General features: G+C 56.9%; 25 protein-coding genes and 3 tRNA genes. 12 read left to right on the forward strand and 16 right to left on the reverse strand.

Annotated elements, in window-relative coordinates; genetic code table 11:
• Positions 1–12: 12 nt before the first annotated feature.
• A complete protein-coding gene (locus ACOTYH_RS03665) occupies positions 13–489 on the forward strand; it encodes a kinase inhibitor (protein WP_421637560.1) in 477 nt (158 codons plus the stop codon).
• A 103-nt stretch (positions 490–592) separates the two neighbouring features.
• Here ACOTYH_RS03665 and hutH read toward each other — a convergent pair whose 3' ends face one another.
• The 5 genes from hutH to hutI form a co-directional block, all read right to left on the reverse strand.
• Positions 593–2,113: a histidine ammonia-lyase gene (gene hutH / locus ACOTYH_RS03670; protein ID WP_015571090.1), complete on the reverse strand. Its 1,521-nt coding sequence runs from the start codon at positions 2,111–2,113 to the stop codon at positions 593–595.
• Positions 2,110–3,798 (reverse strand): urocanate hydratase, encoded by a 1,689-nt coding sequence (gene hutU, locus ACOTYH_RS03675; RefSeq protein ID WP_086524347.1) that lies wholly within the window; start codon positions 3,796–3,798, stop codon positions 2,110–2,112. The genes hutH and hutU overlap by 4 nt, the downstream gene beginning before the upstream one ends.
• A gap of 127 nt (positions 3,799–3,925) precedes the next feature.
• Positions 3,926–4,660 carry a histidine utilization repressor gene (locus ACOTYH_RS03680; RefSeq protein WP_017384945.1) on the reverse strand — a complete coding sequence of 245 codons (735 nt, stop codon included), beginning with the start codon at positions 4,658–4,660 and terminating at the stop codon, positions 3,926–3,928.
• Between the two features lie 19 nt (positions 4,661–4,679).
• Positions 4,680–5,618 (reverse strand): formimidoylglutamase, encoded by a 939-nt coding sequence (hutG, locus tag ACOTYH_RS03685; protein WP_058700483.1) that lies wholly within the window; start codon positions 5,616–5,618, stop codon positions 4,680–4,682.
• Positions 5,615–6,838 carry an imidazolonepropionase gene (hutI, locus tag ACOTYH_RS03690; protein WP_033486381.1) on the reverse strand — a complete coding sequence of 408 codons (1,224 nt, stop codon included), beginning with the start codon at positions 6,836–6,838 and terminating at the stop codon, positions 5,615–5,617. Before hutI ends, hutG begins: the two co-directional genes overlap by 4 nt.
• Before the next feature lie 223 nt (positions 6,839–7,061).
• Here hutI and ACOTYH_RS03695 point away from each other — a divergent pair, with 223 nt between their 5' ends.
• Entirely contained in the window at positions 7,062–8,345 is a 1,284-nt protein-coding gene (locus ACOTYH_RS03695) for a putative acyl-CoA thioester hydrolase (protein ID WP_017384948.1), read from the forward strand.
• A 102-nt stretch (positions 8,346–8,447) separates the two neighbouring features.
• Here the strand turns inward: ACOTYH_RS03695 and pgl are convergent, their stop codons facing one another.
• Positions 8,448–9,443: a 6-phosphogluconolactonase gene (pgl, locus tag ACOTYH_RS03700; RefSeq protein ID WP_033486383.1), complete on the reverse strand. Its 996-nt coding sequence runs from the start codon at positions 9,441–9,443 to the stop codon at positions 8,448–8,450.
• Between the two features lie 119 nt (positions 9,444–9,562).
• On the opposite strand from pgl, the gene ACOTYH_RS03705 reads away from it, so the two are divergent.
• The gene (locus ACOTYH_RS03705) at positions 9,563–10,381 is read left to right on the forward strand and encodes a pyridoxal phosphatase (protein ID WP_017384949.1); all 819 of its coding nucleotides are present in this window, start codon (positions 9,563–9,565) and stop codon (positions 10,379–10,381) included.
• Here ACOTYH_RS03705 and modC read toward each other — a convergent pair whose 3' ends face one another.
• The 4 genes from modC to ACOTYH_RS03725 all read right to left on the reverse strand — a co-directional run bounded on the left by modC (position 10,382) and on the right by ACOTYH_RS03725 (position 13,236).
• Complete coding sequence (gene modC / locus ACOTYH_RS03710; RefSeq protein WP_017694124.1) at positions 10,382–11,440, reverse strand: molybdenum ABC transporter ATP-binding protein ModC; 1,059 nt, start codon at positions 11,438–11,440, stop codon at positions 10,382–10,384.
• On the reverse strand, positions 11,440–12,132 hold the full coding sequence (gene modB, locus ACOTYH_RS03715) for a molybdate ABC transporter permease subunit (RefSeq protein ID WP_045906624.1): 693 nt from the start codon (positions 12,130–12,132) through the stop codon (positions 11,440–11,442). Before modB ends, modC begins: the two co-directional genes overlap by 1 nt.
• The gene (gene modA / locus ACOTYH_RS03720) at positions 12,129–12,905 is read right to left on the reverse strand and encodes a molybdate ABC transporter substrate-binding protein (protein ID WP_017384951.1); all 777 of its coding nucleotides are present in this window, start codon (positions 12,903–12,905) and stop codon (positions 12,129–12,131) included. The genes modB and modA overlap by 4 nt, the downstream gene beginning before the upstream one ends.
• Before the next feature lie 178 nt (positions 12,906–13,083).
• The gene (locus ACOTYH_RS03725; protein ID WP_003858549.1) at positions 13,084–13,236 is read right to left on the reverse strand and encodes an AcrZ family multidrug efflux pump-associated protein; all 153 of its coding nucleotides are present in this window, start codon (positions 13,234–13,236) and stop codon (positions 13,084–13,086) included.
• Between the two features lie 127 nt (positions 13,237–13,363).
• Between ACOTYH_RS03725 and modE the strand changes: the two genes are divergently transcribed.
• From modE to gpmA, 7 genes are all read left to right on the forward strand, one after another.
• On the forward strand, positions 13,364–14,152 hold the full coding sequence (gene modE / locus ACOTYH_RS03730; RefSeq protein ID WP_015571099.1) for a molybdenum-dependent transcriptional regulator: 789 nt from the start codon (positions 13,364–13,366) through the stop codon (positions 14,150–14,152).
• A gap of 67 nt (positions 14,153–14,219) precedes the next feature.
• Entirely contained in the window at positions 14,220–15,692 is a 1,473-nt protein-coding gene (modF, locus tag ACOTYH_RS03735) for a molybdate ABC transporter ATP-binding protein ModF (protein ID WP_017694125.1), read from the forward strand.
• Between the two features lie 201 nt (positions 15,693–15,893).
• Positions 15,894–16,910 (forward strand): UDP-glucose 4-epimerase GalE, encoded by a 1,017-nt coding sequence (gene galE, locus ACOTYH_RS03740; RefSeq protein ID WP_003858554.1) that lies wholly within the window; start codon positions 15,894–15,896, stop codon positions 16,908–16,910.
• A 9-nt stretch (positions 16,911–16,919) separates the two neighbouring features.
• On the forward strand, positions 16,920–17,966 hold the full coding sequence (gene galT, locus ACOTYH_RS03745; RefSeq protein ID WP_017384954.1) for a galactose-1-phosphate uridylyltransferase: 1,047 nt from the start codon (positions 16,920–16,922) through the stop codon (positions 17,964–17,966).
• Between the two features lie 2 nt (positions 17,967–17,968).
• Positions 17,969–19,117 carry a galactokinase gene (gene galK / locus ACOTYH_RS03750; RefSeq protein WP_045328177.1) on the forward strand — a complete coding sequence of 383 codons (1,149 nt, stop codon included), beginning with the start codon at positions 17,969–17,971 and terminating at the stop codon, positions 19,115–19,117.
• A complete protein-coding gene (gene galM, locus ACOTYH_RS03755) occupies positions 19,111–20,154 on the forward strand; it encodes a galactose-1-epimerase (protein ID WP_033486389.1) in 1,044 nt (347 codons plus the stop codon). Before galK ends, galM begins: the two co-directional genes overlap by 7 nt.
• Positions 20,155–20,419: 265 nt before the next feature.
• A complete protein-coding gene (gene gpmA, locus ACOTYH_RS03760; RefSeq protein WP_006809557.1) occupies positions 20,420–21,172 on the forward strand; it encodes a 2,3-diphosphoglycerate-dependent phosphoglycerate mutase in 753 nt (250 codons plus the stop codon).
• A gap of 61 nt (positions 21,173–21,233) precedes the next feature.
• Here gpmA and aroG read toward each other — a convergent pair whose 3' ends face one another.
• Positions 21,234–22,286 (reverse strand): 3-deoxy-7-phosphoheptulonate synthase AroG, encoded by a 1,053-nt coding sequence (aroG, locus tag ACOTYH_RS03765; protein ID WP_003858564.1) that lies wholly within the window; start codon positions 22,284–22,286, stop codon positions 21,234–21,236.
• A 304-nt stretch (positions 22,287–22,590) separates the two neighbouring features.
• Between aroG and ACOTYH_RS03770 the strand changes: the two genes are divergently transcribed.
• Positions 22,591–22,950, forward strand: coding sequence for a protein YbgS (locus tag ACOTYH_RS03770; RefSeq protein ID WP_017384957.1), 360 nt, complete (start codon positions 22,591–22,593; stop codon positions 22,948–22,950).
• A 99-nt stretch (positions 22,951–23,049) separates the two neighbouring features.
• The gene (zitB, locus tag ACOTYH_RS03775; protein ID WP_017384958.1) at positions 23,050–23,988 is read left to right on the forward strand and encodes a CDF family zinc transporter ZitB; all 939 of its coding nucleotides are present in this window, start codon (positions 23,050–23,052) and stop codon (positions 23,986–23,988) included.
• Here the strand turns inward: zitB and pnuC are convergent.
• From pnuC to ACOTYH_RS03800, 5 genes are all read right to left on the reverse strand, one after another.
• Positions 23,985–24,704 (reverse strand): nicotinamide riboside transporter PnuC, encoded by a 720-nt coding sequence (gene pnuC / locus ACOTYH_RS03780; protein WP_017694131.1) that lies wholly within the window; start codon positions 24,702–24,704, stop codon positions 23,985–23,987. The genes zitB and pnuC overlap by 4 nt on opposite strands.
• Positions 24,705–24,726: 22 nt before the next feature.
• Positions 24,727–25,770: a quinolinate synthase NadA gene (gene nadA, locus ACOTYH_RS03785; RefSeq protein ID WP_017384960.1), complete on the reverse strand. Its 1,044-nt coding sequence runs from the start codon at positions 25,768–25,770 to the stop codon at positions 24,727–24,729.
• Positions 25,771–26,000: 230 nt separating this feature from the next.
• A tRNA-Lys gene (locus ACOTYH_RS03790) sits at positions 26,001–26,076 on the reverse strand.
• 31 nt (positions 26,077–26,107) lie between these two features.
• Positions 26,108–26,183 (reverse strand) — tRNA-Lys (locus ACOTYH_RS03795).
• A gap of 41 nt (positions 26,184–26,224) precedes the next feature.
• Positions 26,225–26,300, reverse strand: a tRNA-Lys gene (locus ACOTYH_RS03800).
• Between the last annotated feature and the right edge of the window lie 63 nt (positions 26,301–26,363).

The following is a 26,363-nucleotide window of genomic DNA, read 5'->3' on the forward strand; positions in this document are numbered from 1 at the left end:
GAGGGAAATCGGATGAAAATCATCAGTAAAGATTTGCGCGACGGCGAAAAGCTGCCGGAACGTCACGTGTTTAACGGGATGGGTTATCAGGGGGATAATATCTCTCCCCATCTGGCGTGGGACGATGTGCCAGCGGGAACCAAAAGTTTTGTCGTGACCTGCTACGATCCGGATGCGCCAACCGGGTCGGGCTGGTGGCACTGGATCGTGGCAAACCTGCCCGCCGACACGCGCGTGCTGCCGCAGGGCTCCAGTTCCGATCTGGTCGCTCTGCCTGACGGTGCGATTCAGACGCGCACTGACTTTGGCAAAGCGGGCTACGGCGGCGCGGCGCCGCCAAAAGGGGAAACGCACCGCTATATCTTCACCGTGCACGCGCTGGATGTGGACAAGATTGAGGTCGACGAAGGGGCGAGCGGCGCGATGGTAGGCTTTAACGTGCATTTCCATTCGCTGGGCAGCGCGTCGATTACGGCGATGTATTCGTAATCGTGCGGGCTGATGCCCTCACCCCGGCCCTCTCCCACAGGGAGAGGGAGAAAACCTAACAATTCCCTCTCCCTGTGGGAGAGGGTTAGGGTGAGGGTAAAAATCACAGCACCGAAGGTAACAGCCCCACCAGCCGTCCTTCCTCCAGAAGCTGCATCGCCTTATCAATATCCGGCGCAAAGAAGCGGTCGTCATCGTAGTGCGTAACGTGCTCGCGCAGTTCCTGGCGCGCCTGCTCCAGCAGCGGGCTGGATTTTAGCCCTTCGCGCAAATCAATACCCTGACACGCCGCCAGCCACTCCACCGCCAGCACGCCGCGGGTGTTAGAGGCCATCTCCCACAGACGACGCCCGGCAGCCGGGGCCATCGAAACGTGATCTTCCTGGTTGGCTGAGGTTGGCAGGCTGTCCACGCTGTGCGGATGCGACAGGGCTTTGTTCTCGCTTGCCAGTGCCGCGGCGGTGACCTGGGCTATCATGAAGCCCGAGTTCACGCCGCCGTTGCGCACCAGGAATGGCGGCAGCTGGGACATGTGCTTATCCATCATCAGCGCGATTCGACGCTCAGACAGCGCCCCGATTTCGGCAATCGCCAGGGCGATATTATCTGCGGCCATCGCCACCGGCTCGGCGTGGAAGTTACCGCCAGAAACCACCTCGTTTTCCTGAGCAAATACCAGTGGGTTATCGGACACCGCATTGGCTTCGACCAGCAGCACTTCTGCCGCCTGGCGCAGCTGCGTCAGGCATGCGCCCATCACCTGCGGCTGGCAGCGCAGGGAATACGGATCCTGCACCTTCTCACAGTTGTGATGCGAATCGGCAATGTCGCTGGTATCGGTAAGTACGTGGCGGTACATGGCAGCGGCATCAATCTGCCCGCGCTGGCCGCGCACCTCGTGGATGCGGGCATCGAACGGACGACGCGAGCCGAGCACCGCCTCAGTGGTCAGTGCACCGCACACCACCGCCGAGGCGAACAGATCTTCCGCTTCAAACAGACCGCGCAGCGCGAACGCGGTCGACGCCTGCGTGCCGTTGAGCAGCGCCAGCCCCTCTTTTGCCGCGAGGGTGATCGGCGTTAAGCCAGCTTTTTTCAGCGCCTCTTTCGCAGGCAGCCACTCCCCTTGCCAGCGCGCCTGGCCTTCACCCAGCAGGAGCAGCGACATATGCGCCAGCGGCGCCAGATCGCCGGAGGCGCCGACGGAGCCCTTCGCCGGAATCCACGGATAAACTTCCGCATTGACCAGCGCCATCAGCGCCTGGATCACGCTCAGACGAATGCCGGAAAACCCACGCGCCAGGCTGTTGATTTTCAACACCATCATCAGGCGGACGATCTCATCGTCCAGCGGCTGGCCAACCCCCGCCGCGTGCGACAGCACCAGCGAACGCTGTAAATTCTCCAGATCGTGCGTGGCGATGCGGGTCTGCGCCAGCAGGCCAAACCCGGTGTTGATGCCGTAGGCGGTGCGCCCCTCCGCCACAATCGCCTCCACGCAGGCCACGCTGTCGTTAATGGCACGGTGGGCGCTTTCATCAAGGGAGAGTGTCACCGGCTGACGCCAGACGTGACGCAGCTGTTTGAGCGTCAGCGAGCCGGGAGTAAGTGTTAACGCGTTCATGCAGGCTTTCCTTGTGTGGCGGGGATCATCGGCAGGTTCAGGCCCTGCTCTTTGGCACAATCAATGGCAATCTCGTAACCCGCATCCGCGTGACGCATCACGCCGGTTGCCGGGTCGTTGTGCAGCACGCGAGCGATACGAGCGGCCGCTTCATCAGTTCCGTCACAGACGATGACCATCCCGGAGTGCTGGGAGAAGCCCATCCCGACGCCGCCGCCGTGGTGCAGCGACACCCAGGTCGCGCCGCTGGCGGTGTTCAGCAGGGCATTCAGCAGCGGCCAGTCGGAGACCGCATCCGAGCCGTCGCGCATGGCTTCGGTTTCACGGTTCGGACTGGCGACAGAGCCGGAGTCCAGGTGGTCGCGGCCAATGACGATCGGCGCGGAGACTTCGCCGCTGCGCACCATTTCGTTAAAGGCGAGGCCGAGTTTTTGCCGCCACTCCAGCCCGACCCAGCAGATACGCGCCGGCAGGCCCTGGAAGTTAATGCGCTCGCGCGCCATATCCAGCCAGCGATGCAGGTGTTCGTCGTCGGCGACAATCTCTTTCACTCTGGCGTCGGTTTTGTAGATATCCTCCGGATCGCCGGACAGGGCAACCCAGCGGAACGGCCCAATGCCGCGGCAGAACAGAGGACGGATATAGGCGGGCACGAAGCCGGGGAAGTCAAAGGCGTTATTCAGCCCCATCTCTTTCGCCATCTGGCGGATGTTATTCCCGTAATCAAAGGTCGGAATCCCCATCTTACTGAAGGCCAGCATCGCGGAGACGTGTTCCGCCATGGCGCGTTTAGCCGCCAGTACCGTGCCCTCAGGATCGGTTTCCGCTTTTTGCTGGTAGTCTTCCCACGTCCAGCCTTTTGGCAGATAGCCGTGAAGCGGATCGTGAGCGCTGGTCTGGTCGGTGACCAGATCCGGACGCACGCCGCGCGCCACCAGTTCCGGCAGAATATCCGCCGCGTTGCCGCACAGGGCAACCGACACGGCTTTGCCTTCAGCGGTGTACTTTTTGATGCGCGCCAGCGCGTCATCGAGGTTGTCGGCCTGTTCATCAACATAGCGGGTACGCAGACGGAAATCGATGCGGCTCTGCTGGCACTCAATGTTCAGGGAGCACGCGCCCGCCAGCGTCGCGGCCAGCGGCTGCGCGCCGCCCATGCCGCCCAGTCCGGCGGTGAGCACCCAGCGGCCTTTCAGTGATCCGTTATAGTGCTGACGGCCCGCTTCCACGAAGGTTTCATACGTGCCCTGCACAATCCCCTGGCTGCCGATGTAGATCCAGCTACCCGCGGTCATCTGGCCGTACATGGCCAGCCCTTTTGCGTCCAGCTCGTTGAAGTGTTCCCACGTCGCCCAGTGCGGCACCAGGTTGGAGTTGGCAATCAGCACGCGGGGCGCATTTTTATGGGTTTTGAATACGCCAACCGGTTTGCCGGATTGCACCAGCAGCGTTTCGTCGTTTTCGAGATTCGTCAAAGACTCGACAATCGCGTCATAGCACGCCCAGTTGCGCGCGGCGCGGCCAATGCCGCCGTAGACCACCAGCTCGTGGGGATTTTCTGCTACCTCAGGATCAAGGTTGTTCATCAACATGCGCAGCGGTGCTTCGGTGAGCCAGCTTTTTGCGGTGAGCGTGGTGCCGCGCGCGGCGCGGACATCCTGCTTGCGGTATTTATCTGACGACATTGTGTGTTCCTCATAAGGGACAGGTGATGCATTTAGATATACTTGTATAGACAAGCACACACAAGGTCGGATTTAACAAAAAAGATACAATTTTGCTATATTGCGTTAGCGATCACGCTTATAAAACTTATGACATAAAGTGGCCCTGCAACCGGTAGCGATTCCCCGGGAATAGCAGCTTCGCATGCGATACAATTTGCGAGGACGACCAGGTACGACGGCGGATCAGCAGACAGGGATCGTGCTCTTTAATACGCAACAGCTCGCACTCCTGCGGCGTGGCGCGCACGGCTTCCACGATATGCTCCCCTTCCGTCAGCGGGGCGACGAGCGAGAGATACGCATGCGGTGTGGTTTGGGTGTAATCCTGGCTCAGGTAGTCCGGTATCCGCTCCGCGTTGACGCAGCGGTCTTCAATCTGGACCGGAATGTCGTTCTCATAATGCACCATCACCGAATGGAAAATCCGGGTGCCCTCGGTAACGTTCAGCTCGATGGCCTGTTCGGCGCTGGCCTGCGTCTCTTCAAGCACCAGCACCTCGCAGTGGTGCTGATGGTTGCGGGCGGCAATTTCATCGGCAATGCTGCGGATTTCAAACAGCGCCGACTGTCCTTTTGGCTCGGCGACAAAGGTTCCGACACCCTGCAAACGCACCAGCAACCCTTCATCGGTCAGTTCACGCAGTGCGCGGTTGATGGTCATTCGGCTAAAGCCAAACTGCGCCACCAGCTCGGCCTCGGACGGAATGCGGTCGTGCGGGCGCCAGACGCCGGCGGCGATTTTTTCGCTGATCGCCTGCTTCACCTTTTCGTAAAAAGGCGCGGGAGGGCTCGGCTGCGGCAGGGGCGAGCGTGAAAACATCATGACTCCTTGAATGTTGTTATGCCCACCAGTGAGCAATTTGCCAGGCCAATCGGGCGGCGAGCTTAGCGCCCTGACCGTCCCGATCGTAGTGCGGATTAAATTCCACCAGATCCGCCGCCTGTAGTTTACCGCTTCGGCAGATACGCTCAATCACCGGGAACAGATCCAGCGCCGGGATCCCCAACGCCGCAGGGGCGGACACGGCGGGCATTTCTGCGGCAGGCAGCACATCAAGGTCAACGGTGAGATAAACCCGGTCTGCCTGCGCAAGCACGTTATCCAGCACGGATAGCGCATCCCGGCGAAAATCGAGATCTTCAACCAGCGTCACGTTCAACCGCTCAGCTTCCTCCCACAGCGCCTGAGTATTCGCCGCACGGCTTACCCCCAGGCAGGCGTAGTGAAACACCCGCGACTGAGACGCGCAGTAGTGCGCCAGCTGGCGGAACGGCGTGCCGGACGTTGCCCGTTCGGCCTTGCGTAAATCGAGGTGCGCATCCAGGTTGATCACCGCAAGGCGATCGTTCGGAAAGGCGTCCAGCACGCCGCGCCCGTGCGCCCAGGCGGTTTCATGTCCACCACCGAAAACCAGAGTACGCATCCCGGATTGCTGGCACGCGGTTATGGCCTCGCTCAGCGCCTGCTGTGCCGCCTCCAGCGCGTGGCCTTCAACATAAATAGCGCCCATATCCACGAGGCGCGCATGCCCCTGATGGCTCGCCATATTCGCCAGCGCGCCACGCAACACATCGGGCGCCTGTGCAGCACCGGGCCTGCCCTGGTTACGCTTAACCCCTTCATCACATTCAAAGCCCAGCAGGGCGATGCCTGACGGCGCGGGAGAAAAGTGTTCGCGCTGCTGTATGGTCTGGAAGAGACGTTTCGCGGTGCTGGACTCGGCGCTGTCGTCACGACCCTGCCAGACCTGCGGAGAGACGGGATGCCACAGTTTCATGCTACCTGCCCCCGAAACACGCGTTGATACATAGGATTCCGCCCCGGCTCGTAAACCATCTCAACCGGATGATTCGCCTCCCAGACGACGAAATCAGCCACATAACCTGGCTTTAACTGCCCGTGCGTCGCACCACGTCCTAGCGCCTGCGCCGCATGCCGCGTCACGCCAGCCCAGGCCTCTTCCGGCGTGAGGCCAAACTGGACGCAGGCCATGTTCATTGCCAGATGCAGGCTGGCAAACGGGCTGGTGCCCGGATTGTAGTCGGTAGCCACCGCCATCGGCACGCCCTGCTCTCTCAACTGCGCCACCGGTGGACGCTGGCGCTCCTGAAGAAAATAGAACGCGCCGGGGAGCAATACCGCCACCGTGCCGCTTTGCGCCATCGCCTGAATACCTGAATCATCGAGATACTCAATATGATCGGCCGACAGCCCTTTATACTGGCTGACCAGCGCCGCGCCGCCGAGATTCGACAGTTGTTCTACATGCCCTTTTACCGGGATCCCGAGCGCGGCGGCGGCCCGGAACAGGCGCTCGGTTTGCGCCGGGGTAAAGCCGACGTTTTCACAAAACACGTCCACCGCTTCAAATAACTCTTTTTGCCACAGCGTGGGCATGATCTGCTCACAGACCAGCGCCAGATAGGCATCCGGATCCTGTCGGTACTCGGCAGGAACGGCGTGCGCGGCCAGCAGCGTCGGGCTGATATCGACCAGATTATTCAGGCTGAGCTGGCGGGCAACCAGCAGCATTTTCTCTTCGGCTTCGGCATTCAGTCCGTATCCCGATTTGATTTCAACGGTCGTTACGCCTTCATTCATCAGCCGCTGGAGTCGCTGCTGCGCCACCGTCAGGAGCGTTTCCGGCGAACTGTTGCGGGTGGCCGTGACCGTGGCGTTAATTCCGCCGCCCTGCGCGCTAATGGTCTGATATGACACGCCGTTAAGCCGTTGCTCCCATTCCGCTGCGCGATCGCCGCCGAACACCAGATGGGTGTGGCAATCGATCAGGCCGGGGGTAACCAGACGCCCGTCGAGATCGACACACTGACGATGCCCGGAGGGGATCTCGGATTCAGGAATAATGGCCAGAATCGTCTGGCCGCGCACAACGAGGGCATGTTGTTCTCTCAGGCCGTAGGGCTCCGCCTCACATGTCGCCAGGGTTGCCAGTCGCGCATTTCGCCATATCACATCATCGGGATGAAGCTGCTGCATGTGCCTTCCACTTGTCATGGGTTGTATAGACATTTATTTTCATCTGCCGCCTGCTGTCAACCGCATTGGGGGAAAATGTTATTTATTTGTGATGACTTTCCCGTCGCCTGCGGGCAAAAATGCAACTTTTCCGGTTTTTATCTTCCCGTTTCGCTCAACTTAGTATAAAAAAGCAGGCTATTTCGTCTATCCAGATAAGACTTGCATACCCAGGAGCATTACCTTGAATATTTCCAGGATTTCCCGTCTGGCGTTGGCACTCGCCTTTGGCGTGACTTTATCCGCTTGCAGTTCAACACCACCGGATCAGCAACCTTCTGAGCAGGTTGCTCCGGGCACCGCTTCCCGTCCGATCCTGTCAGCGGCTGAAGCGAAGAACTTCACCCGTGCGCACTATTTCTCGGCGATGGATCCCAATGCAGCCCCGTGGACGCCTTCTTCTATTAACCTGCCGAAACAGCCAGACTTCGTTGTCGGCCCGGCCGGGGCAGAGGGCGTTACACACACCTCTATTCAGGCAGCCGTTGATGCCGCAATCACCAAACACAGCGCATCTCGTCAGTACATTGCCATCCTGCCGGGTGAATACGAAGGAACCGTTTATGTTCCGGCGGCACCGGGAAGCATTACGCTTTACGGCCTGGGCGAAAAAGCGGTCGACGTAAAAATTGGCCTGGCGATTGATTCAGAGATCGACAGCACCACCTGGCGCCATCTGGTGAACCCGGCCGGTAAATACATGCCAGGTAAACCGGCGTGGTATATGTTTGATAACTGCCAGCGCAAGCGTGCCGCCACCATTGGCGTGATGTGTTCGGCGGTATTCTGGTCACAGAACAATGGCCTGCAATTGCAGAACCTGACCATTCAGAACACCCTGGGCGACAGCGTTGACGCAGGTAATCATCAGGCCGTGGCGCTGCGTAGCGATGGCGACAAGGTACAGATTAACAACGTCAATATCCTGGGCCGCCAGAACACCTTCTTCGTGACCAACAGCGGCGTGCAGAATACCCTTCAGAACAACCGTCTGACGCGTACTCTGGTCACCAACAGCTACATTGAAGGCGACGTGGATATGGTCTCTGGCCGCGGCGCGGTGGTATTTGATAACACCGACTTCCGCGTGGTGAATTCACGTACGCAGCAGGAAGGTTACGTCTTTGCCCCGGCCACGCAGTCTAACCTGTTCTATGGCTTCCTGGCCGTGAATAGCCGCTTTACTGCTGCTGGCGATGGCGTGGCGCAGCTTGGTCGCTCTCTGGACGTGGACTCCGCCACTAACGGCCAGGTCGTGATCCGCGACAGCGTGATTAACGAAGGCTTTAACATGGCGAAACCGTGGGCGGATGCGGCGATCTCGAAACGTCCTTTCTCCGGCAACACCGGCACGGTGGATGATAAAGACAACGTGCAGCGTAACCTGAACGACGCTAACTTTAACCGCATGTGGGAATACAACAACCGCGGTCTGGGTAGCAAAGTGGTTGCTGAGCCGAAGCAGTAAAATGCCTGCTGCCGGGTGGCGGCTGCGCCTTACCCGGCCTACCTCATGCATTAACCGCGCATAAAAAAACCTCGCATTTGCGAGGTTTTTTTCGTCTACGGATCAATGAGCGTTAATCACAACCCACATCGGCCCTTGTCCGACCGCATAGCGTCCTTTCTCTTCCAGTAGACCCTGCACGCCCCGGATTTCATAGAGCGCAATGTGGTGGGATTTCTGCCCCGCCGCAATCAGGTATTTGCCGCTGTGATCGACATTAAAGCCGCGCGGCTGGGTTTCTGTCGGCTGGAAGCCTTCAACTGCCAGAACGCTGCCGTCTTCAGAGACGCTGAAGATGGTGATCAGACTGGAGGTACGGTCACAGGCATACAGGTGACGGCCATCCGGCGTAATGTGAATGTCTGCCGCCCAGCGTATGTCGGAGAAATCAGATGGCATCATGTCCAGCGTCTGTACGCACTCGATCTGCCCGTTAGGATCATTCAGTTCCCACACGTCTACCGAGCTGTTCAGCTCGTTAACGACATAGGCATACTGCTGATTCGGGTGGAAGACCATGTGGCGCGGGCCTGCGCCTTCCACGGTGGTGACTTCCGCCGGGCTCTGCGCGACCAGATGGCCGTCATCGCTCAGGGTGAACAGGCAGATGCGGTCCTGCTTAAGCGCTGGCACCCACAGCGTGCGGTTATCCGGCGAAATGTTGGCGGAGTGGCAACCTTCTAGCCCTTCTACCACGTCGACGGTTTCAACGGGAATACCGTCTTCCAGGCGGGTGACGCTCACGCAGCCTGCATTGTAGGAGCCGCTGAAGATAAAGTTGCCTTTATGGTCAGTGGAAATATGGGTCGGGCTGCCCGGCAGCGGGGCTTCTGCGGTATAGGTCAGCGCGCCGTCATCCGGGGAGATACGGTATGCCAGTACGCGGAATTCCGGGCGTACGCCGACATAAAGAAAACGTTTATCCGGGCTGACGACCATCGGCTGCACCTGGCCTGGCACATCAACAACCTGAACCAGCGTAAGCGAACCTTCTGTATTCAAACGCCAGACATGGATCTGCTGACTTTCAGGACTGGCGGTATAAACGGTTTGTTTCATGAATACTCCTGATTATTTTTAACGGTGAATGCTGAATTGTAGTCCGGGATTTTGCAGGGTTCCGCTCTCGGTGTACCATCCCGACAGACCTTAAATTCAACATTAACCCGGAAGAAAAAATGACCTCGCGAGTGATTGCCCTGGATTTAGACGGAACACTGCTTACCCCTCAGAAAACCCTGCTCCCCTCTTCTCTTGAGGCCCTCAAACGAGCCCAGGAAGCGGGGTATCAACTTCTCATCGTAACGGGTCGACATCACGTAGCCATTCATCCTTTTTATCAGGCACTGGGCTTAGATACACCTGCAATTTGTTGTAATGGCACCTATTTGTATGATTATCAGGCAAAAAAGGTTTTAGCCTCCGATCCGCTTCCCGTTACGCAGGCGCTGCAATTGATTGATTTACTGGATGAGCATGCCATTCACGGCCTGATGTATGTGGACAACGCCATGGTGTATGAACGCCCTACCGGCCATGTGATCCGCACCAGCAACTGGGCTCTGTCTCTGCCGGAAGCGCAGCGTCCGGTGTTCACTCAGGTTTCCTCCCTGCGCCAGGCGGCGGAAGACGTCGACGCAATCTGGAAATTTGCCCTGACCGATGAAGACACCGCCAAACTGAATACTTTCGCAAAACATGTCGAGCATACGCTGGGTCTGGAATGTGAATGGTCCTGGCACGATCAGGTGGATATCGCCCGCAAAGGCAACAGCAAAGGAAAACGTCTGACCCAGTTCGTCGAATCGCAGGGCGGATCAATGCAGGACGTAATTGCCTTCGGCGATAACTATAACGACATCAGCATGCTGGAAGCGTCCGGAACGGGCGTGGCGATGGGTAATGCCGATGACGCGGTGAAAGCGCGCGCTGACGTGGTGATTGGCGATAACACCACCGACAGCATCGCGCAATATATTTATACCCACCTGCTGTAATCAGGCGGTTATGGAAACGCTCTTGATTTGCGCGTAAAGCCACAGGCCAGGCTTGATGCCCAGCTCATCCCTGGCCCACGGGCTGATGCGCGCCCACAGCGTTCTGTTGCCTACTTCCAGCTGCACTTCCACCTGGCCGTTATCATCAAAACACTGCGCCACTTTTGCGCGCAAAATATTGCGGATACTGGTTTGCAGCGGCGGTTGCAGGACCAGGGAGACATCCGACGCCTGAATGCGGATCCGTAACGTGGACTGAATCGGCGTATCGATTTTATTCACCCACAAATGCTGATCGCCCAGCGCCAGCGCGGTCATCGCGTAGTGCGGATGGTGCTCCAGCACGCTCACCTTCAGAATGCTGCTCTGCTGCTCCTTTGGCAGCCATGGATGCATAACACTGCTGCCCCACACCTCCTCCAGATTGCCGAATGCCTTCACCCTGCCCGCTTCCAGCACCAGCACTTTGTCGGCCAGATGTAAAATCTCATCCAGCGAATGGCTGACGTAGAGCATTGGCACATTGATTTCCCGCGCCAGACGTTGCAGATACGGCAGCAGCTCGCGCTTGCGCGGAATATCCAGCGAGGCCAGCGGCTCATCCAGCAGTAACAGTTCCGGCGCGGTTAACAGGGCGCGGCCAATCGCCACGCGCTGTTTTTCACCACCCGACAGCGACGACGGCAGACGATCCAGCAGCGGTTCGATGCCCAGCAGCGCCACTAGCTTATCGAACTGTCCGGCCATGTTTTTTGCCATGCCGTAACGCAGGTTCCCGCGAACGCTGTAGTGCGGAAACAGGCGCGCATCCTGAAACACATAGCCGATACGGCGTTTGTCCGGTGACAGGCAGACCTTCTTCTCCGCGTCATTTAAGACGCGGTTATTTAGCACAATACGGCCAGACTGGGGACGCGTCAGGCCGCTAATCGCATTAATCAGCGACGTTTTCCCCGCCCCGGACACGCCAAAAATGGCGGTGATACCGCTGGCAGGCAGCGTTTCGTTCAGCGTCAGGGTGTGGCTGCCCAGGGTTTGCGTAAAGTTGAGTTCCAGCATCACGATTTCCCCATCCGTTCACGGCTGAGGCGCGCCAGCCACTCAGATACCAGCAGCGAGACCAGAGCGAGCACAATCGAAATAATACACAGCCGGGCCGCCGCACCTTCGCCGCCCGGGGTCTGAATCAGGGTATACATGGCCGACGGGATGGTCCGCGTCTCGCCGGGAATGTTCGACACAAAGGTGATGGTCGCGCCAAACTCACCCAACGAGCGGGCGAAGGCTAATACCGTACCGACGATAATGCCCGGTAACGTGAGCGGAAGCGTAATGGTCAGGAATACCCGCCAGCGGCCTGCGCCCAGCGTGCGGGCGGCCTGCTCTAACCGGATATCCACCCCTTCCAGCGACAGGCGGATAGCGCGCACCATCAGCGGGAAGGACATCACCGCCGCGGCCAGAACCGCGCCGCGCCAGCTGAAAGCAAAGGTCAGTCCGAACCAGTCGTACAGCCATTCGCCGATAAAACCGCGTCGCCCCATGGAGATCAGCAGCAGATATCCGACCACCACAGGCGGTAAGACAAGCGGAAGATGGAGAACACTGTCGAGCAGGGCTTTGCCTGGAAACTTCACGCGAACCAGTAACCAGGCAAAGAACACCCCAAAGGGCAAACTCAGCGCAACCGCCAGGGAAGAGACTTTCAGGCTCAGCAGCACGGCCTGCCATTCAGGTTCGGTCAATATCATTCGTGAGTCGTAAATCCGTAACGTTTAAAGATCGCGGACGCTTCCGGCCCCTTCAGGTAGTCAACAAAGGCCGTCACGGTCGCATTTTTATGTCCATCAACTATCGCAACAGGATATTCTACTTTCTTATGCGAGTCTTCCGGGAAGGTGCCCACCACCTTCACACCTTTACTGGCGACGGCATCGGAGCCGTAAACGATCCCGAGTGGCGCTTCGTTACGCTCCACCAGCGCCAGCGCGCCACGCACATCTTCTGCGGGAGCCAGCTTCGGCGATAAGGTCTCCCATGCACCCAGTTTTTGTAGCGCTTCTTTCGCATAAATCCCGGCAGGAACATGCTCCGGATCGCCTACCGCCAGACGGCCACCGTTGAGCAGACGGGTCCAGTCCGTCTGTTTGTTGATGGCGATGTCGTCCTGCTTGCTGTTTGTGGGCGCGACCACCACCAGGCTATTTCCCAGCAGCGTTTCGCGGGTAGCCGTATCAACAGATTTTTTCTCCACCGCGTAATCCATCCATTTCTGATCGGCAGAGATGAACAGATCCGCGGGTGCCCCCGCTTCAATCTGGCGGGCCAGCGTGGACGAGGAGGCAAACGACGAGACCACCTCGACGTTTTTCTCTTTTTTGTATACCGCAGCAATATCCTGCATCGCGTTAGTCAGCGACGCCGCCGCAAAGACCGTGATTTTTCCTTCATCCGCCAGTGCGTGGGCGGTGAGTGAGAGAGTCAGCGTTGCCCCTGCGAAAAGGCGTACCCATGAACGTGCCATTTGAAGCTCCTGTGCGTGTCGTTATATACAAATAAATATAACGACATATCGCAGGCGTTCCTAGCGCTAAATCGTACCCATTAATGCGTAAACTCAAGGAACGTTGTAAAAGATATCGGCGGGAAAGGAATAAACTTGAGAGCAAAACGCCCGGGCTGGCCGGGCGTTTTGGAGGAAATCATTGCTGCTTTTTAGGCTGGTCACGACGATGACCAATGTTCGAAAAGACGTTGAACACTTCACCCAGGCCGTAGATGGCACCGAGGATGATAGCCATCACTACTGGCACCATGATTACCGCGAATACCAGACTTTTCAACAACTCTAACATGGTTTTCTCCAGATCTTGTGAACGGCTTATTCTACCCTGAAAAGTAAGAAAAACATCCCCTTTTGTGCGGTGCGCTTTCCGCCCCCGGGCATTTGGGTCACAATAGCCTTTTTACCGGGACACTGTTATGCAGGCCGAAATTCTCCTCACCCTACGACTTCAGCAGAAGCTTTTCGCCGATCCGCGACGCATCGCCCTGTTAAAACAAATAGAACAAACTGGCTCGATTAGCCAGGGAGCCAAAAACGCCGGCATCAGCTATAAAAGCGCCTGGGATGCGATTAACGACATGAACACCCTGAGCGAACACACGCTGGTTGAGCGCGCCACCGGCGGGAAAGGCGGCGGCGGCGCCGTGTTGACGCGTTACGGGCAACGTCTGATCCAGCTCTACGATTTACTGGCGCAGATCCAGCAAAAAGCATTTGATGTGCTGAGCGATGACGACAACCTGCCGCTGGACAGCCTGCTGGGCGCCATCTCCCGTTTCTCTTTGCAGACCAGCGCCCGCAACCAGTGGTTTGGTACGGTGACGGGGCGCGATCATTCGCAGGTGCAGGAGCATATAGAGATCCTGCTCGCGGACGGTACGACGCGCCTGAAAGCCGCCATCACCGCGCAAAGTGGTCAACGCCTTGGGCTGAACGAAGGACAGGAGGTGCTGGTATTACTCAAAGCGCCCTGGATCAGCATCGCACTCAACCCTGAGCAGGCCGCAGAGGCCGACAACCAGCTACGCGGGCGTATCAGCCACATCGAGCGCGGCGCAGAACAATGTGAAGTGCTGATGACCCTGCCGGATGGACAGTTGCTCTGCGCCACCGTTCCGGTGAACGACGCGACCGAATTAGACGAAGGTGCTGTGGTGACCGCATATTTCAATGCAGACAGGGTAATTATCGCCACATTGTGCTAAGCGCATTGACAACCCTGCTTACACTGAGTATCCCTGACATCTGTTGCTGCAAAAAATGGGATAACACATGTCATCATTGCATATTTCGCAAGGCACGTTTCGTCTTAGTGATACCCGTACCTTATCGCTGCCAGAGTTAACCCTTCGCGCCGGAGAAAGCTGGGCGTTTGTGGGCACGAATGGCAGCGGAAAATCCGCGCTGGCCCGCGCTCTGGCAGGCGAATTAACCCAACTGAAGGGTGAACGTCGGTGCACCTTTACCCGGCTGACGCGCCTTTCCTTCGAACAGCTGCAAAAGCTGGTCAGCGATGAGTGGCAGCGTAACAATACCGATTTGCTCAGCCCCGGCGAAGAAGATACCGGCCGCACGACGGCGGAAATTATCCAGGATGAGATAAAAGATCCTGCCCGCTGTCAGCAGCTGGCGGAGCAATTTGGCATTACCGCCCTGCTTAATCGCCGCTTTAAATACCTTTCAACCGGTGAAACGCGCAAAACGCTGCTGTGTCAGGCGCTGATGAGCGAGCCGGAACTCCTGATCCTGGATGAACCGTTTGACGGACTGGATGTGCAGTCCCGCGCGCAGCTGGCAGCGTTGCTGGCGTCGCTTAACCAGCAGGGATACACGCTTGTGCTGGTTCTTAACCGCTTTGATGAGATCCCGGATTTCGTACATTATGCGGGCGTGCTGGCGGACTGTAGCCTGACCGAAACCGGCGAGAAAGCCGTACTGCTTCGGCAGGCGCTGATTGCGCAGCTGGCGCACAGCGAGAAACTGGACGGTATTGCCCTGCCGGAGCCGGATGCGCCCTCAGCACGCCACGGGCTGGACCCTGACCAGCCGCGCATTGTGCTGCGCGATGGGGTGGTTGCTTACGACGATCGCCCTATTCTTAATCACCTCAGCTGGACGGTTAATCCTGGTGAGCACTGGCAGATCGTCGGCCCCAACGGAGCGGGTAAATCCACGCTGCTGAGCCTGATCACCGGGGATCACCCGCAGGGATACAGCAACGATCTCACCCTGTTCGGACGTCGCCGCGGCAGCGGGGAAACCATCTGGGATATCAAAAAGCACATCGGCTATGTCAGCAGCAGCCTGCACCTGGACTACCGGGTGAGCACCACGGTGCGAAATGTGATCCTCTCTGGCTTCTTCGACTCCATTGGTATTTATCAGGCGGTATCCGACAAGCAGCACAAGCTGGCGCAGCAGTGGCTGGATATTCTGGGTATGGATAACCGGGTCGCCGATGCGCCATTCCACAGCCTGTCGTGGGGGCAGCAGCGGCTGGCATTGATCGTCCGCGCGCTGGTCAAGCATCCTACGCTGCTGATTCTTGACGAACCGTTGCAGGGGCTGGATCCGCTCAACCGTCAGCTGATCCGCCGCTTTGTGGATGTCCTGATTAGCGAAGGTGAAACCCAGCTGCTGTTTGTGTCCCACCATGCTGAAGATGCCCCGTCCTGCATCACCCATCGGCTGGAATTTGTCCCTGACCGCGAGCAATACCGCTACCTGCTGAGCAAAATCGATTAACGCGTGGAGGGCGCTGCCCTCCGCTTTTCAGACAACCTGCAACAATACATCTCTATCTCTTTGATCTACAATGCTCTCAGTCTGAGAAAAAGCGCGTGTGAAAACCAGTGTAAACGATACCACTATTTTATCCCATGTCACACTTTTCGCGTCTCTGATATGCTATGGTTAATTCATACCATAAGCCTAATGGAGCGAAATATGCGAGTTCTGGTAACAGGTGGTAGCGGTTACATAGGAAGTCATACCTGTGTGCAACTGCTGCAAAGCGGCCACGATGTCGTCATTCTTGATAACCTGTGCAACAGTAAGCGCAGCGTGCTGCCGGTCATTGAACGTCTTTCGGGCAAACAGCCGACTTTCGTGGAAGGCGACATCCGCAATGAAGCGTTGATGACTGAAATCCTTCACGATCACGCGATTGAAACCGTTATCCACTTCGCTGGCCTGAAAGCGGTTGGCGAATCGGTGGCAAAACCGCTTGAGTACTATGACAACAACGTCAACGGTACCCTGCGTCTGATCTCCGCCATGCGTGCGGCCAACGTTAAAAACTTTATCTTCAGCTCCTCCGCGACCGTCTACGGCGATCAGCCAAAAATTCCTTACGTTGAAAGCTTCCCGACCGGTACGCCGCAAAGCCCGTATGGCAAAAGCAAGCTGATGGTAGAGCAGATCCTGACCGACCTGCAAAAAGCCCAGCCTGAATGGAGCATCGCATTGCTGCGCTACTTCAACCCGGTTGGCGCGCATCCGTCAGGGGATATGGGCGAAGATCCGCAGGGCATTCCTAATAACCTGATGCCGTATATCGCGCAGGTTGCCGTAGGGCGCCGCGATTCCCTGGCGATTTTTGGTAACGATTATCCCACCGAAGATGGCACCGGCGTGCGCGATTACATTCACGTCATGGATCTGGCCGACGGCCACGTGGCGGCGATGCAGCAGCTGGCGGATAAACCGGGCGTGCATATTTACAACCTCGGCGCCGGGATCGGCAGCAGCGTGCTGGACGTGGTGAATGCCTTCAGTAAAGCCTGCGGCAAGCCGGTGAAGTATCACTTCGCTCCCCGCCGGGATGGCGACCTCCCGGCTTACTGGGCCGATGCCACCAAAGCGGATAAAGAGCTTAACTGGCGTGTCACCCGCACGCTTGATGAAATGGCACAGGATACCTGGCACTGGCAGTCGCGCCATCCGCAAGGCTATCCAGATTAAGGATTTGTCATGACGCAATTCAATCCCGTCGATCACCCGCATCGTCGTTTTAACCCGCTCAGCGGGCAATGGATATTAGTTTCACCGCATCGCGCCAAGCGCCCCTGGCAGGGGGCGCAAGAGACGCCGGCTAAACAGACGCTGCCGCAGCATGATCCGGACTGTTTCCTCTGCCCGGGCAATACGCGCGTGACGGGCGATAAAAACCCGGACTACCAAGGCACCTTCGTGTTTACTAACGACTTTGCCGCGCTGATGACCGATACGCCGGACGCGCCGGAAAGCCATGACCCGCTGATGCGCTGCGAAAGCGCCCGCGGCACCAGCCGCGTGATCTGCTTCTCGCCCGATCACAGCAAAACGCTGCCGGAGCTGAGCGTGGAGGCGCTGAAAGAGGTGGTCAGCACCTGGCAGGCGCAAACCGCAGAGCTGGGGCAGAGCTATCCCTGGGTGCAGGTGTTCGAAAACAAAGGCGCGGCGATGGGCTGCTCCAACCCGCATCCGCACGGTCAGATCTGGGCGAACAGCTTCCTGCCGAATGAAGCCGAGCGTGAGGACCGACTGCAAAAAGCGTATTTCGCCCAGAACGGTTCGCCGATGCTGGTGGATTACACCCAGCGTGAGCTGGCAGATGGCAGCCGTACCGTAGTGGAAACCGAGCACTGGCTTGCGGTGGTCCCTTACTGGGCGGCGTGGCCGTTTGAGACGCTGCTGCTGCCGAAAGCCCATGTTCAGCGCATTACCGAACTCAGCGACGCCCAGCGTGACGACCTGGCGCTGGCGCTGAAAAAACTGACCAGCCGCTACGACAACCTCTTCCAGTGCTCCTTCCCCTACTCCATGGGCTGGCACGGCGCGCCGTTTAACGGCGAAGAGAATCAACACTGGCAGTTACATGCACACTTCTACCCGCCGCTGCTGCGCTCTGCGACGGTACGTAAATTCATGGTGGGCTATGAAATGCTGGCGGAAACCCAGCGCGACCTGACGGCGGAACAGGCGGCAGAACGTCTGCGTGCCGTTAGCGACGTCCATTACCGCGAATCAGGAGTCTAAAAATGAGTCTGAAAGATAAAACACAATCCCTGTTTGCTGAAAAATTTGGCTACCCTGCCACCCATGTTATCCAGGCGCCAGGCCGCGTTAATCTGATCGGCGAGCACACCGACTATAACGACGGTTTTGTCCTGCCGTGTGCCATCGACTACCAGACGGTGATCAGCTGCGCGAAACGCGACGATCGTCAGGTGCGAGTGATCGCCGCGGATTACGGCAACGAAATTGACGAATTTTCCCTCGATGCGCCGATCGTGACCCACGACAGCCAGCAGTGGTCGAACTATGTTCGCGGCGTGGTGAAGCACCTGCAAAAGCGTAACAAGAATTTCGGCGGGGCCGATCTGGTGATCAGCGGCAACGTGCCGCAGGGGGCGGGATTAAGCTCTTCCGCATCGCTGGAAGTGGCGGTCGGCACCGTGTTCCAGCAGCTTTATCATCTGCCGCTGGACGGGGCCCAGATCGCCCTCAACGGTCAGGAAGCGGAAAACCAGTTCGTGGGCTGCAACTGCGGCATTATGGATCAGCTGATTTCCGCGCTGGGCAAGAAAGAACACGCTTTGCTGATTGACTGCCGCTCCCTCGGGACCAAAGCGGTTCCGCTGCCTAAAGGTGCGGCTGTGGTGATCATCAACAGCAACTTCAAACGCACCCTGGTGGGCAGCGAGTACAACACCCGTCGCGAACAGTGCGAAACCGGCGCGCGCTTCTTCCAGCAGCCAGCCCTGCGTGATGTCTCACTTGATGAATTTAACAAGGTTGCCCACGAACTGGACCCGGTTGTCACGAAGCGCGTGCGTCATATACTGACGGAAAATGCCCGTACCGTAGAAGCCGCCTCCGCGCTGGCGAAAGGTGACCTGAAACGGATGGGCGAGCTGATGGCCGAATCGCATGCCTCCATGCGTGACGATTTCGAAATCACCGTGCCGCAAATCGACACCCTGGTTGAAATTGTGAAAGCCACGATTGGCGACAAAGGCGGCGTGCGTATGACCGGCGGCGGATTCGGCGGGTGCGTCGTCGCCCTGGTGCCGGAAGAGCTGGTCCCTGCCATTCAGGACGCGGTGGCTAAACAGTACGAAGCCAAAACGGGCATCAAAGAAACTTTCTATGTCTGCAAAGCATCACAAGGAGCCGGACAGTGCTAAACGAAACACCAACACTCGCACCGGATGGTCTGCCGTATCGCCTGTTAACCCTGCGCAACAGCGCCGGGATGGTGGTTACGCTGATGGACTGGGGCGCAACGTTACTTTCTGCCCGCGTACCGATGCCTGACGGCAGCGTGCGCGAAACCCTGCTTGGCTGCGCATCGCCGGAGCAGTATATCGAGCAGACCGCTTTTCTGGGCGCATCCATAGGCCGCTACGCTAACCGCATCGCCAGAAGCCGGTTTACGATGGACGGCGTAACGTATTCCCTGCTTGCCAGCCAGGGCGAAAATCAGCTGCACGGCGGCCCGGAAGGGTTTGATAAACGTCGCTGGAAGATTGTGCAGCAAAATGACGGTGAGGTCTGGTTCTCTCTGGACTCCCTCGATGGAGACCAGGGCTTCCCGGGCAATCTCACCGCAACCGCGCGCTTCACCCTGACCGAAGATAATCGCATCGCCATTGAGTACCGCGCGACCGTCGATAAGCCGTGCCCGGTCAATCTGACTAACCACGCCTATTTCAACCTTGACGGTAATCAGACCGATGTCCGCAGCCACAAACTCCAGATCCTGGCGGATGAGTATCTGCCGGTCGATGAGATGGGTATCCCTTATCAGGGGCTGAAACCGGTAAGCGGAAATAGCTTTGATTTCCGTCAGCCGAAAACCATTGCTCAGGATTTCCTGAGTGATGACGATCAGCGCAAGGTGAAAGGCTACGACCACGCGTTCCTGTTGCAGGCAAAAGGCGATCTTTCTCAACCTGCCGCACAGGTCTGGTCTGCTGATGAGAAGTTACAGATGACGGTCTACACCACCGCCCCCGCCCTACAGTTCTACTCCGGTAACTATCTGGAGGGTACCACGGCGCGTGAACATGACGCCTACGGCGCCTGGCAAGGACTGGCGCTGGAGAGCGAGTTCCTTCCGGACACGCCTAACCATCCTGAATGGCCGCAGCCGGACTGCGTGCTACGTCCGGGTGAAGAGTACGTAAGCGTCACCGAGTATCATTTCATTCCGCGCGCTTAATGTCCGGCGGCGCACGGGCCTACGAATATAGGCCTGATAAGCGAAGCGCCATCCGGCAAAAAAGACTGGCCCTCATCGCGAGGGCTTTTTTATCTCCGCCTTGCTGAAAATAGCGGCGATCGCAGACAAAATCATAACCCTGGATTCACATGCATCTTACACTCTCGAACTATTTTCGCTATGGTTAGGGTTAAGCGTTGCTGCTGGCACAGTCACAGCAATATAATGAGAATTGTTATCATTCAAAATGCTTGAGGAGTAAGAAATGGCTAATACTAAGCTTGTCCTGGTGCGCCACGGCGAAAGCCAGTGGAACAACGAAAACCGCTTCACCGGTTGGTATGACGTTGATCTGTCCGAGAAAGGCGTGAGCGAAGCAAAAGCGGCAGGTAAACTGCTGAAAGAAGAAGGCTTCACCTTTGACTTTGCTTACACCTCTGTGCTGAAACGTGCCATCCATACCCTGTGGAACGTTCTGGACGAGCTGGATCAGGCCTGGCTGCCGGTTGAGAAATCCTGGAAACTGAACGAGCGTCACTACGGTGCGCTGCAAGGTCTGAACAAAGCGGAAACCGCAGAAAAATACGGTGACGAGCAGGTTAAGCAGTGGCGTCGTGGTTTTGCGGTCACGCCTCCAGAGCTGAGCAAAGATGACGAGCGCTACCCGGGCCACGATCCGCGTTACGCGAAGCTGACTGAGGCTGAACTGCCGCAGACCGAAAGCCTGGCGCTGACCATCGACCGCGTTGTGCCTTACTGGAACGAAACCATTCTGCCACGCCTGAAAAGCGGCGAGCGCGTCATTATCGCTGCTCACGGTAACTCCCTGCGTGCGCTGGTGAAATACCTGGACAACATGGGTGAAGATGAAATCCTCGAGCTGAATATCCCTACCGGCGTGCCGCTGGTGTACGAGTTCGACGAAAACTTCAAGCCAGTTAAACATTACTACCTGGGTAACGCCGACGAAATCGCTGCAAAAGCGGCGGCCGTGGCGAACCAGGGTAAAGCGAAGTAATATTCCCCGGACATAAAAAAAGCGTGGAGCAATCCACGCTTTTTTATTGCCCGGGACAAACTTAGCCGCGACGCGCTTTAACCGCATCCGCCAACTGACGCAGGATCGCATCGGTATCGTCCCAGCCAATGCAGGCATCCGTCACGCTCTTACCGTAGACCAGCGGCTCACTGCCCTCCAGGTTCTGGTTGCCTTCCACCAGATGGCTCTCAATCATCACCCCAATCACTGCGCGTTCACCGCTGGCGATTTGCTGACACACATCTGCGCCGACTTCCATCTGCTTTTTAAACTGTTTGCTGGAGTTGGCATGGCTGAAATCGATCATCACCTGCGGTGCCAGACCCGCTTTCTCCAGCCCTGCTTTTACCTCCGCTACGTGTTTAGCACTGTAGTTAGGCTCTTTACCGCCGCGCAGTATGATATGGCAATCGCCATTACCGCTGGTATTCACGATAGCGGAGTGGCCCCACTTGGTCACCGACAGGAAGCAGTGCGGCGCGCCAGCCGCATTAATGGCGTCAATAGCGACTTTAATGGTGCCATCAGTGCCATTTTTGAACCCCACCGGGCATGACAGGCCAGACGCCAGCTCACGGTGAACCTGAGATTCCGTCGTACGCGCGCCAATAGCGCCCCAGCTCATCAGGTCAGCCAGATACTGCGGGGTGATCATATCGAGGAATTCTCCGGCAGCAGGCAGCCCGCTGTCGTTGATCTCCAGCAGCAGCTTACGCGCAATGCGCAGGCCGTCGTTGATCTGGAAACTGTTGTCCATATGCGGATCGTTGATCAACCCTTTCCAGCCCACGGTGGTACGCGGTTTTTCGAAATAAACGCGCATCACGATTTCCAGTTCGCCTTTCAGCTCTTCACGCAGGGCGAGCAGACGGGACGCATACTCTTTGGCCGCAGCAGGATCGTGAATGGAGCACGGCCCAATGACCACCAGAAGACGATCGTCGCTACCTTTCAGGATCTTGTGGATCGCCTTGCGGGCATGAGACACCGTGTTGGCGGCATTTTCGGTGGCGGGGAATTTTTCAAGGAGCGCTACGGGAGGTAATAACTCATTGATCTCTTTAATGCGTAAATCGTCGTTCTGATAATTCATCTTCTTTCCGGCTCTGCCATATCTTTAGTAATGAAAGCAATCCTTTCAATCTAACTTGTCGGCCACGAAGTGTAAACGGGATTTTACACTTCGCGCAGATAATTCCTGGAATTCGCCTAAAATACACAACAAAATAGCGAAAAATGAGATCTGGCCTAAGCTTTTTACTTGTAACGACTGTTTTTAAATATTTATACGCGATTCCATCCTGACATAAATCAGGAAACTGGGATCTTTCGCCACTGAACAAGATGCACTGTTGGAGAATGTTATCCAGCGTAACGATAAGAACAGGAGCACCATGATGAAAATGACGAAACTGACTACGCTTTTCCTGACGGCAACCCTTACTCTGGCAAGCGGTAGCGTACTGGCTGCTGACGCAGGCTCATCCGGCAGCAATGGCGACGCTAATGCCGCTGCCGAAGCGGGCCAGGTTGCGCCGGATGCAAAACAGAATATTGCGCCAAACAATGTTGATAACAGTAATATCAACACGGGCAATACCAACACCGGCGGGACGAGCACAGGCACGATGAACCATGAGGGTATGACCACCGACGAGGTTCATAAAAACTCTGTGTGTAAAGACGGGAAATGCCCGGACCCGAATGACAAAGTAGGCAGCGATGCCAATACCAAAACGGACGGTACTACCCAGTAACCTTCCGTAAGGTAAAACAGGGAGAGCGAATGCTCTCCTTTTTTATTTAAGCTCTTAAAAACGCTAAACTAAAAATAATAATAAATCAGGAACGATACCATGGCGCACTCCCACTCCCATTCCCACTCCACTGGCGATGAAAATGCCAAACGGCTTCTGCTGGCTTTTGGCGTCACTGCCACCTTTATGATAATTGAGGTAATAGGCGGGCTGATATCCGGATCGCTGGCGCTGCTGGCCGATGCCGGGCATATGCTGACCGACGCTGCCGCGCTCCTGTTTGCTCTGCTGGCCGTGCAGTTTGCCCGTCGCCCTCCCAATACCCGCCACACCTTTGGCTGGCTCAGACTGACCACGCTTGCCGCCTTTGTGAATGCGATTGCACTGGTGGTCATTACTCTTCTTATCGTCTGGGAGGCTTTTCAGCGCTTTCGGCATCCACAACCGATAGCCGGGACGACAATGATGGTTATCGCCATTGCCGGGTTGGTCGCCAATATTCTGGCGTTCTGGATATTGCACCGCGGCAGCAGTGAAAAAAATCTGAACGTACGGGCCGCGGCGCTTCATGTGCTGGGCGATCTGCTGGGTTCCGTAGGGGCCATCGTAGCCGCGCTGATCATTATGGGCACGGGCTGGACTCCCATCGACCCGATTCTTTCCGTGCTGGTATCGTGCCTTGTATTACGCAGTGCCTGGCGGCTGTTGAAAGAGAGCGTCAATGAGCTGCTGGAAGGCGCTCCCACGTCGCTGGATATTGGCGAGCTAAAACGCAATCTGTGTCGTTCCATTCCTGAAGTCCGTAACGTTCACCACGTTCACGTCTGGCTGGTGGGTGAGAAACCGCTTATGACGCTGCACGTTCAGGTTATTCCGCCCCACGATCACGATGCGTTGCTTGAACGTATTCGGCACTTCCTTGAGCATCACTACGAAATTGCGCACGCCACCATCCAGATGGAGTATCAGCCATGTAACGGGCCAGACTGTCACCTGAACGAGGCGCAGTCCGGCCACTCACACGCCCATCACCATTAACGGGAAAGCGCGCGCGAGCCACGCTCACGCGCGCTGTTAATCCACATGCGACTGCCGTTCAGGGCAATGACCGTCAGCAGCATGTACTCCAGCGACATGGCATAAACACCCTGGCGGGCAAAAATCACCACGCTAATGACGTTGATGACCACCCACAGCAGCCAGTTCTCAACGTATTTACGGGTCATCAGGATCATTGCGGCAATCGACAACACCATCATGCAGGAATCCCAGAACGGGAAGGCATCCGGCTGAAGCTCAGGCATCGTCACGTTTAATCCCAGACCCGACATGACCGAGACCGCCACGCGCGTCAGGAAGGCAAATACCGGATCAATAAAGACGGTCATAAAGCCGATAGCTACCACGCAGGCCGCGAACCAGGTGATGGCTTTTGGCAACGGCAGCCAGCGGATTTGCAGTTCCGCCTCCTGCTGACTGTTTTGCCGAGACCAGGCGTACCAGCCATAGATATTGGCTGCGAAGAAGAACAGCTGTAGAAGCAGGCTGGCGTAGAGCTGGATCTGGAAGAAGATGATCGCAAACAGCGTGACGTTTATCAGCCCGAACGCATAGTTGCTGATCTTCTCAAGGCTGGCCAGCCAGATACAGAGTAAACCGGCCAGCGTACCCACCGCTTCAATCCACGACAGGTCATAGCCGCCCGCACCAATCGGGATATGAACCAGGATGTTCTGTGTGCTAAAAAAATCCATTTTTTCTCCGGGGCGTAATAAGTTAAGTACGTAGTGTAGCCGCAAAATCCAGCATACGGTTAAGTGGAATTAACGCGCCTTCACGCAGAGCGGCATCCACGTGGATCTCATGCGCTGCGCCACCGTTTTCCAGCCCCTCCGCAATCGCTTTGAGCCCATTCATCGCCATCCACGGGCAATGCGCGCAGCTTCGGCAGGTCGCCCCTTCTCCGGCGGTCGGCGCTTCGAGCAACGTTTTTTCCGGCACGGCCTGCTGCATCTTGTAGAAGATACCGCGATCGGTCGCCACAATGAGCTGCTTGTGTGACAGGGTTTTCGCAGCATGAATGAGCTGGCTGGTTGACCCGACGGCATCCGCCATGTCGACGATGGACTGCGGGGATTCCGGGTGCACCAGAATCGCGGCGTCCGGGTATAACCCTCTCATGCGCGTCAGGGCCTGGGTCTTAAACTCGTCGTGAACGATACAGGCGCCCTGCCAGCACAGCACATCCGCACCGGTTTGTTTTTGTACATAGTTTCCCAGGTGACGATCGGGCGCCCAGATGATTTTCTCCCCCAGGCTGTCCAGATGCTCAATCAGCTCAACGGCGATACTGGAGGTCACTACCCAGTCTGCCCGGGCTTTCACCGCCGCAGACGTGTTGGCATAGACCACCACGGTACGATCAGGGTGGGCATCACAGAAGGCGGTGAACTCATCAATCGGGCAACCGAGGTCAAGGGAGCATTCGGCATTCAGCGTCGGCATCAGTATGGTTTTTTCCGGGCTGAGAATTTTTGCCGTTTCGCCCATGAAGCGCACACCTGCAACCAGCAGCGTGGAGGCAGGATGTTTTGCACCGAAACGCGCCATTTCCAGGGAATCTGAGATACAGCCGCCCGTCTCTTCTGCCAGCTGCTGAATTTCCGGGTCGGTGTAGTAATGCGCCACCATCACCGCATCACGCTCTTTAAGCAGGCGCTTAATTTTTTCACGATAGAACTGTTTTTCATCCCGGCTTAGCGGAGCTGGCTTCGGCGGGAAGGGATAGATTGCGGTTTCGGGATCAAACATCACACTCATTATGGCTTCTCGTTTTACTGGCTTAACAATATTGCCTTTGTTTTGCATGAGATAACAAAAATGAGGCAATGGTGTTTTGTATACTAAACAAGATAGCGAATTTGAGGGGGAATGTCATCGGGAATTGATGCCGGTAGCATCTGTCGGGTGGCGGCTTCGCCTTACCCGACCTACAAGGCACTGGCGAACGACAGATAGCAAAAAGGCGCCTTTAGGGCGCCTTTCAACACTGGTGGGTCGTGCAGGATTCGAACCTGCGACCAATTGATTAAAAGTCAACTGCTCTACCAACTGAGCTAACGACCCCTTGCGGGATGTACTTCAAATCTATTCAGGCTGGTGGGTCGTGCAGGATTCGAACCTGCGACCAATTGATTAAAAGTCAACTGCTCTACCAACTGAGCTAACGACCCGTTCGGGTGTTGCCTGAATTATCACTCGGAACCAATAAAATTGGTGGGTCGTGCAGGATTCGAACCTGCGACCAATTGATTAAAAGTCAACTGCTCTACCAACTGAGCTAACGACCCGAGTGGTGGGTGATGACGGGCTCGAACCGCCGACCCCCTCCGTGTAAAGGAGATGCTCTACCA

This window comes from Enterobacter cloacae complex sp. SHL001 (assembly GCF_049236825.1).
Lineage (GTDB): Bacteria > Pseudomonadota > Gammaproteobacteria > Enterobacterales > Enterobacteriaceae > Enterobacter > Enterobacter hormaechei_C.

What these genes read in the sequence shown, in the direction of transcription:
- ACOTYH_RS03725 (WP_003858549.1), bottom strand. Translation starts at nt 13,236, where the DNA reads ATGTTAGAGTTGTTGAAAAGTCTGGTATTCGCGGTAATCATGGTGCCA.
- ACOTYH_RS03705 (WP_017384949.1), top strand. Translation starts at nt 9,563, where the DNA reads ATGACCTCGCGAGTGATTGCCCTGGATTTAGACGGAACACTGCTTACC.
- zitB (WP_017384958.1), top strand. Translation starts at nt 23,050, where the DNA reads ATGGCGCACTCCCACTCCCATTCCCACTCCACTGGCGATGAAAATGCC.
- nadA (WP_017384960.1), bottom strand. Translation starts at nt 25,770, where the DNA reads ATGAGTGTGATGTTTGATCCCGAAACCGCAATCTATCCCTTCCCGCCG.
- modB (WP_045906624.1), bottom strand. Translation starts at nt 12,132, where the DNA reads ATGATATTGACCGAACCTGAATGGCAGGCCGTGCTGCTGAGCCTGAAA.
- ACOTYH_RS03665 (WP_421637560.1), top strand. Translation starts at nt 13, where the DNA reads ATGAAAATCATCAGTAAAGATTTGCGCGACGGCGAAAAGCTGCCGGAA.
- ACOTYH_RS03770 (WP_017384957.1), top strand. Translation starts at nt 22,591, where the DNA reads ATGAAAATGACGAAACTGACTACGCTTTTCCTGACGGCAACCCTTACT.
- modA (WP_017384951.1), bottom strand. Translation starts at nt 12,905, where the DNA reads ATGGCACGTTCATGGGTACGCCTTTTCGCAGGGGCAACGCTGACTCTC.
- hutU (WP_086524347.1), bottom strand. Translation starts at nt 3,798, where the DNA reads ATGTCGTCAGATAAATACCGCAAGCAGGATGTCCGCGCCGCGCGCGGC.
- galK (WP_045328177.1), top strand. Translation starts at nt 17,969, where the DNA reads ATGAGTCTGAAAGATAAAACACAATCCCTGTTTGCTGAAAAATTTGGC.
- hutG (WP_058700483.1), bottom strand. Translation starts at nt 5,618, where the DNA reads ATGAAACTGTGGCATCCCGTCTCTCCGCAGGTCTGGCAGGGTCGTGAC.
- gpmA (WP_006809557.1), top strand. Translation starts at nt 20,420, where the DNA reads ATGGCTAATACTAAGCTTGTCCTGGTGCGCCACGGCGAAAGCCAGTGG.
- modC (WP_017694124.1), bottom strand. Translation starts at nt 11,440, where the DNA reads ATGCTGGAACTCAACTTTACGCAAACCCTGGGCAGCCACACCCTGACG.
- ACOTYH_RS03680 (WP_017384945.1), bottom strand. Translation starts at nt 4,660, where the DNA reads ATGTTTTCACGCTCGCCCCTGCCGCAGCCGAGCCCTCCCGCGCCTTTT.
- modE (WP_015571099.1), top strand. Translation starts at nt 13,364, where the DNA reads ATGCAGGCCGAAATTCTCCTCACCCTACGACTTCAGCAGAAGCTTTTC.
- pgl (WP_033486383.1), bottom strand. Translation starts at nt 9,443, where the DNA reads ATGAAACAAACCGTTTATACCGCCAGTCCTGAAAGTCAGCAGATCCAT.
- galE (WP_003858554.1), top strand. Translation starts at nt 15,894, where the DNA reads ATGCGAGTTCTGGTAACAGGTGGTAGCGGTTACATAGGAAGTCATACC.
- hutI (WP_033486381.1), bottom strand. Translation starts at nt 6,838, where the DNA reads ATGCAGCAGCTTCATCCCGATGATGTGATATGGCGAAATGCGCGACTG.
- hutH (WP_015571090.1), bottom strand. Translation starts at nt 2,113, where the DNA reads ATGAACGCGTTAACACTTACTCCCGGCTCGCTGACGCTCAAACAGCTG.
- pnuC (WP_017694131.1), bottom strand. Translation starts at nt 24,704, where the DNA reads ATGGATTTTTTTAGCACACAGAACATCCTGGTTCATATCCCGATTGGT.
- aroG (WP_003858564.1), bottom strand. Translation starts at nt 22,286, where the DNA reads ATGAATTATCAGAACGACGATTTACGCATTAAAGAGATCAATGAGTTA.
- modF (WP_017694125.1), top strand. Translation starts at nt 14,220, where the DNA reads ATGTCATCATTGCATATTTCGCAAGGCACGTTTCGTCTTAGTGATACC.
- galT (WP_017384954.1), top strand. Translation starts at nt 16,920, where the DNA reads ATGACGCAATTCAATCCCGTCGATCACCCGCATCGTCGTTTTAACCCG.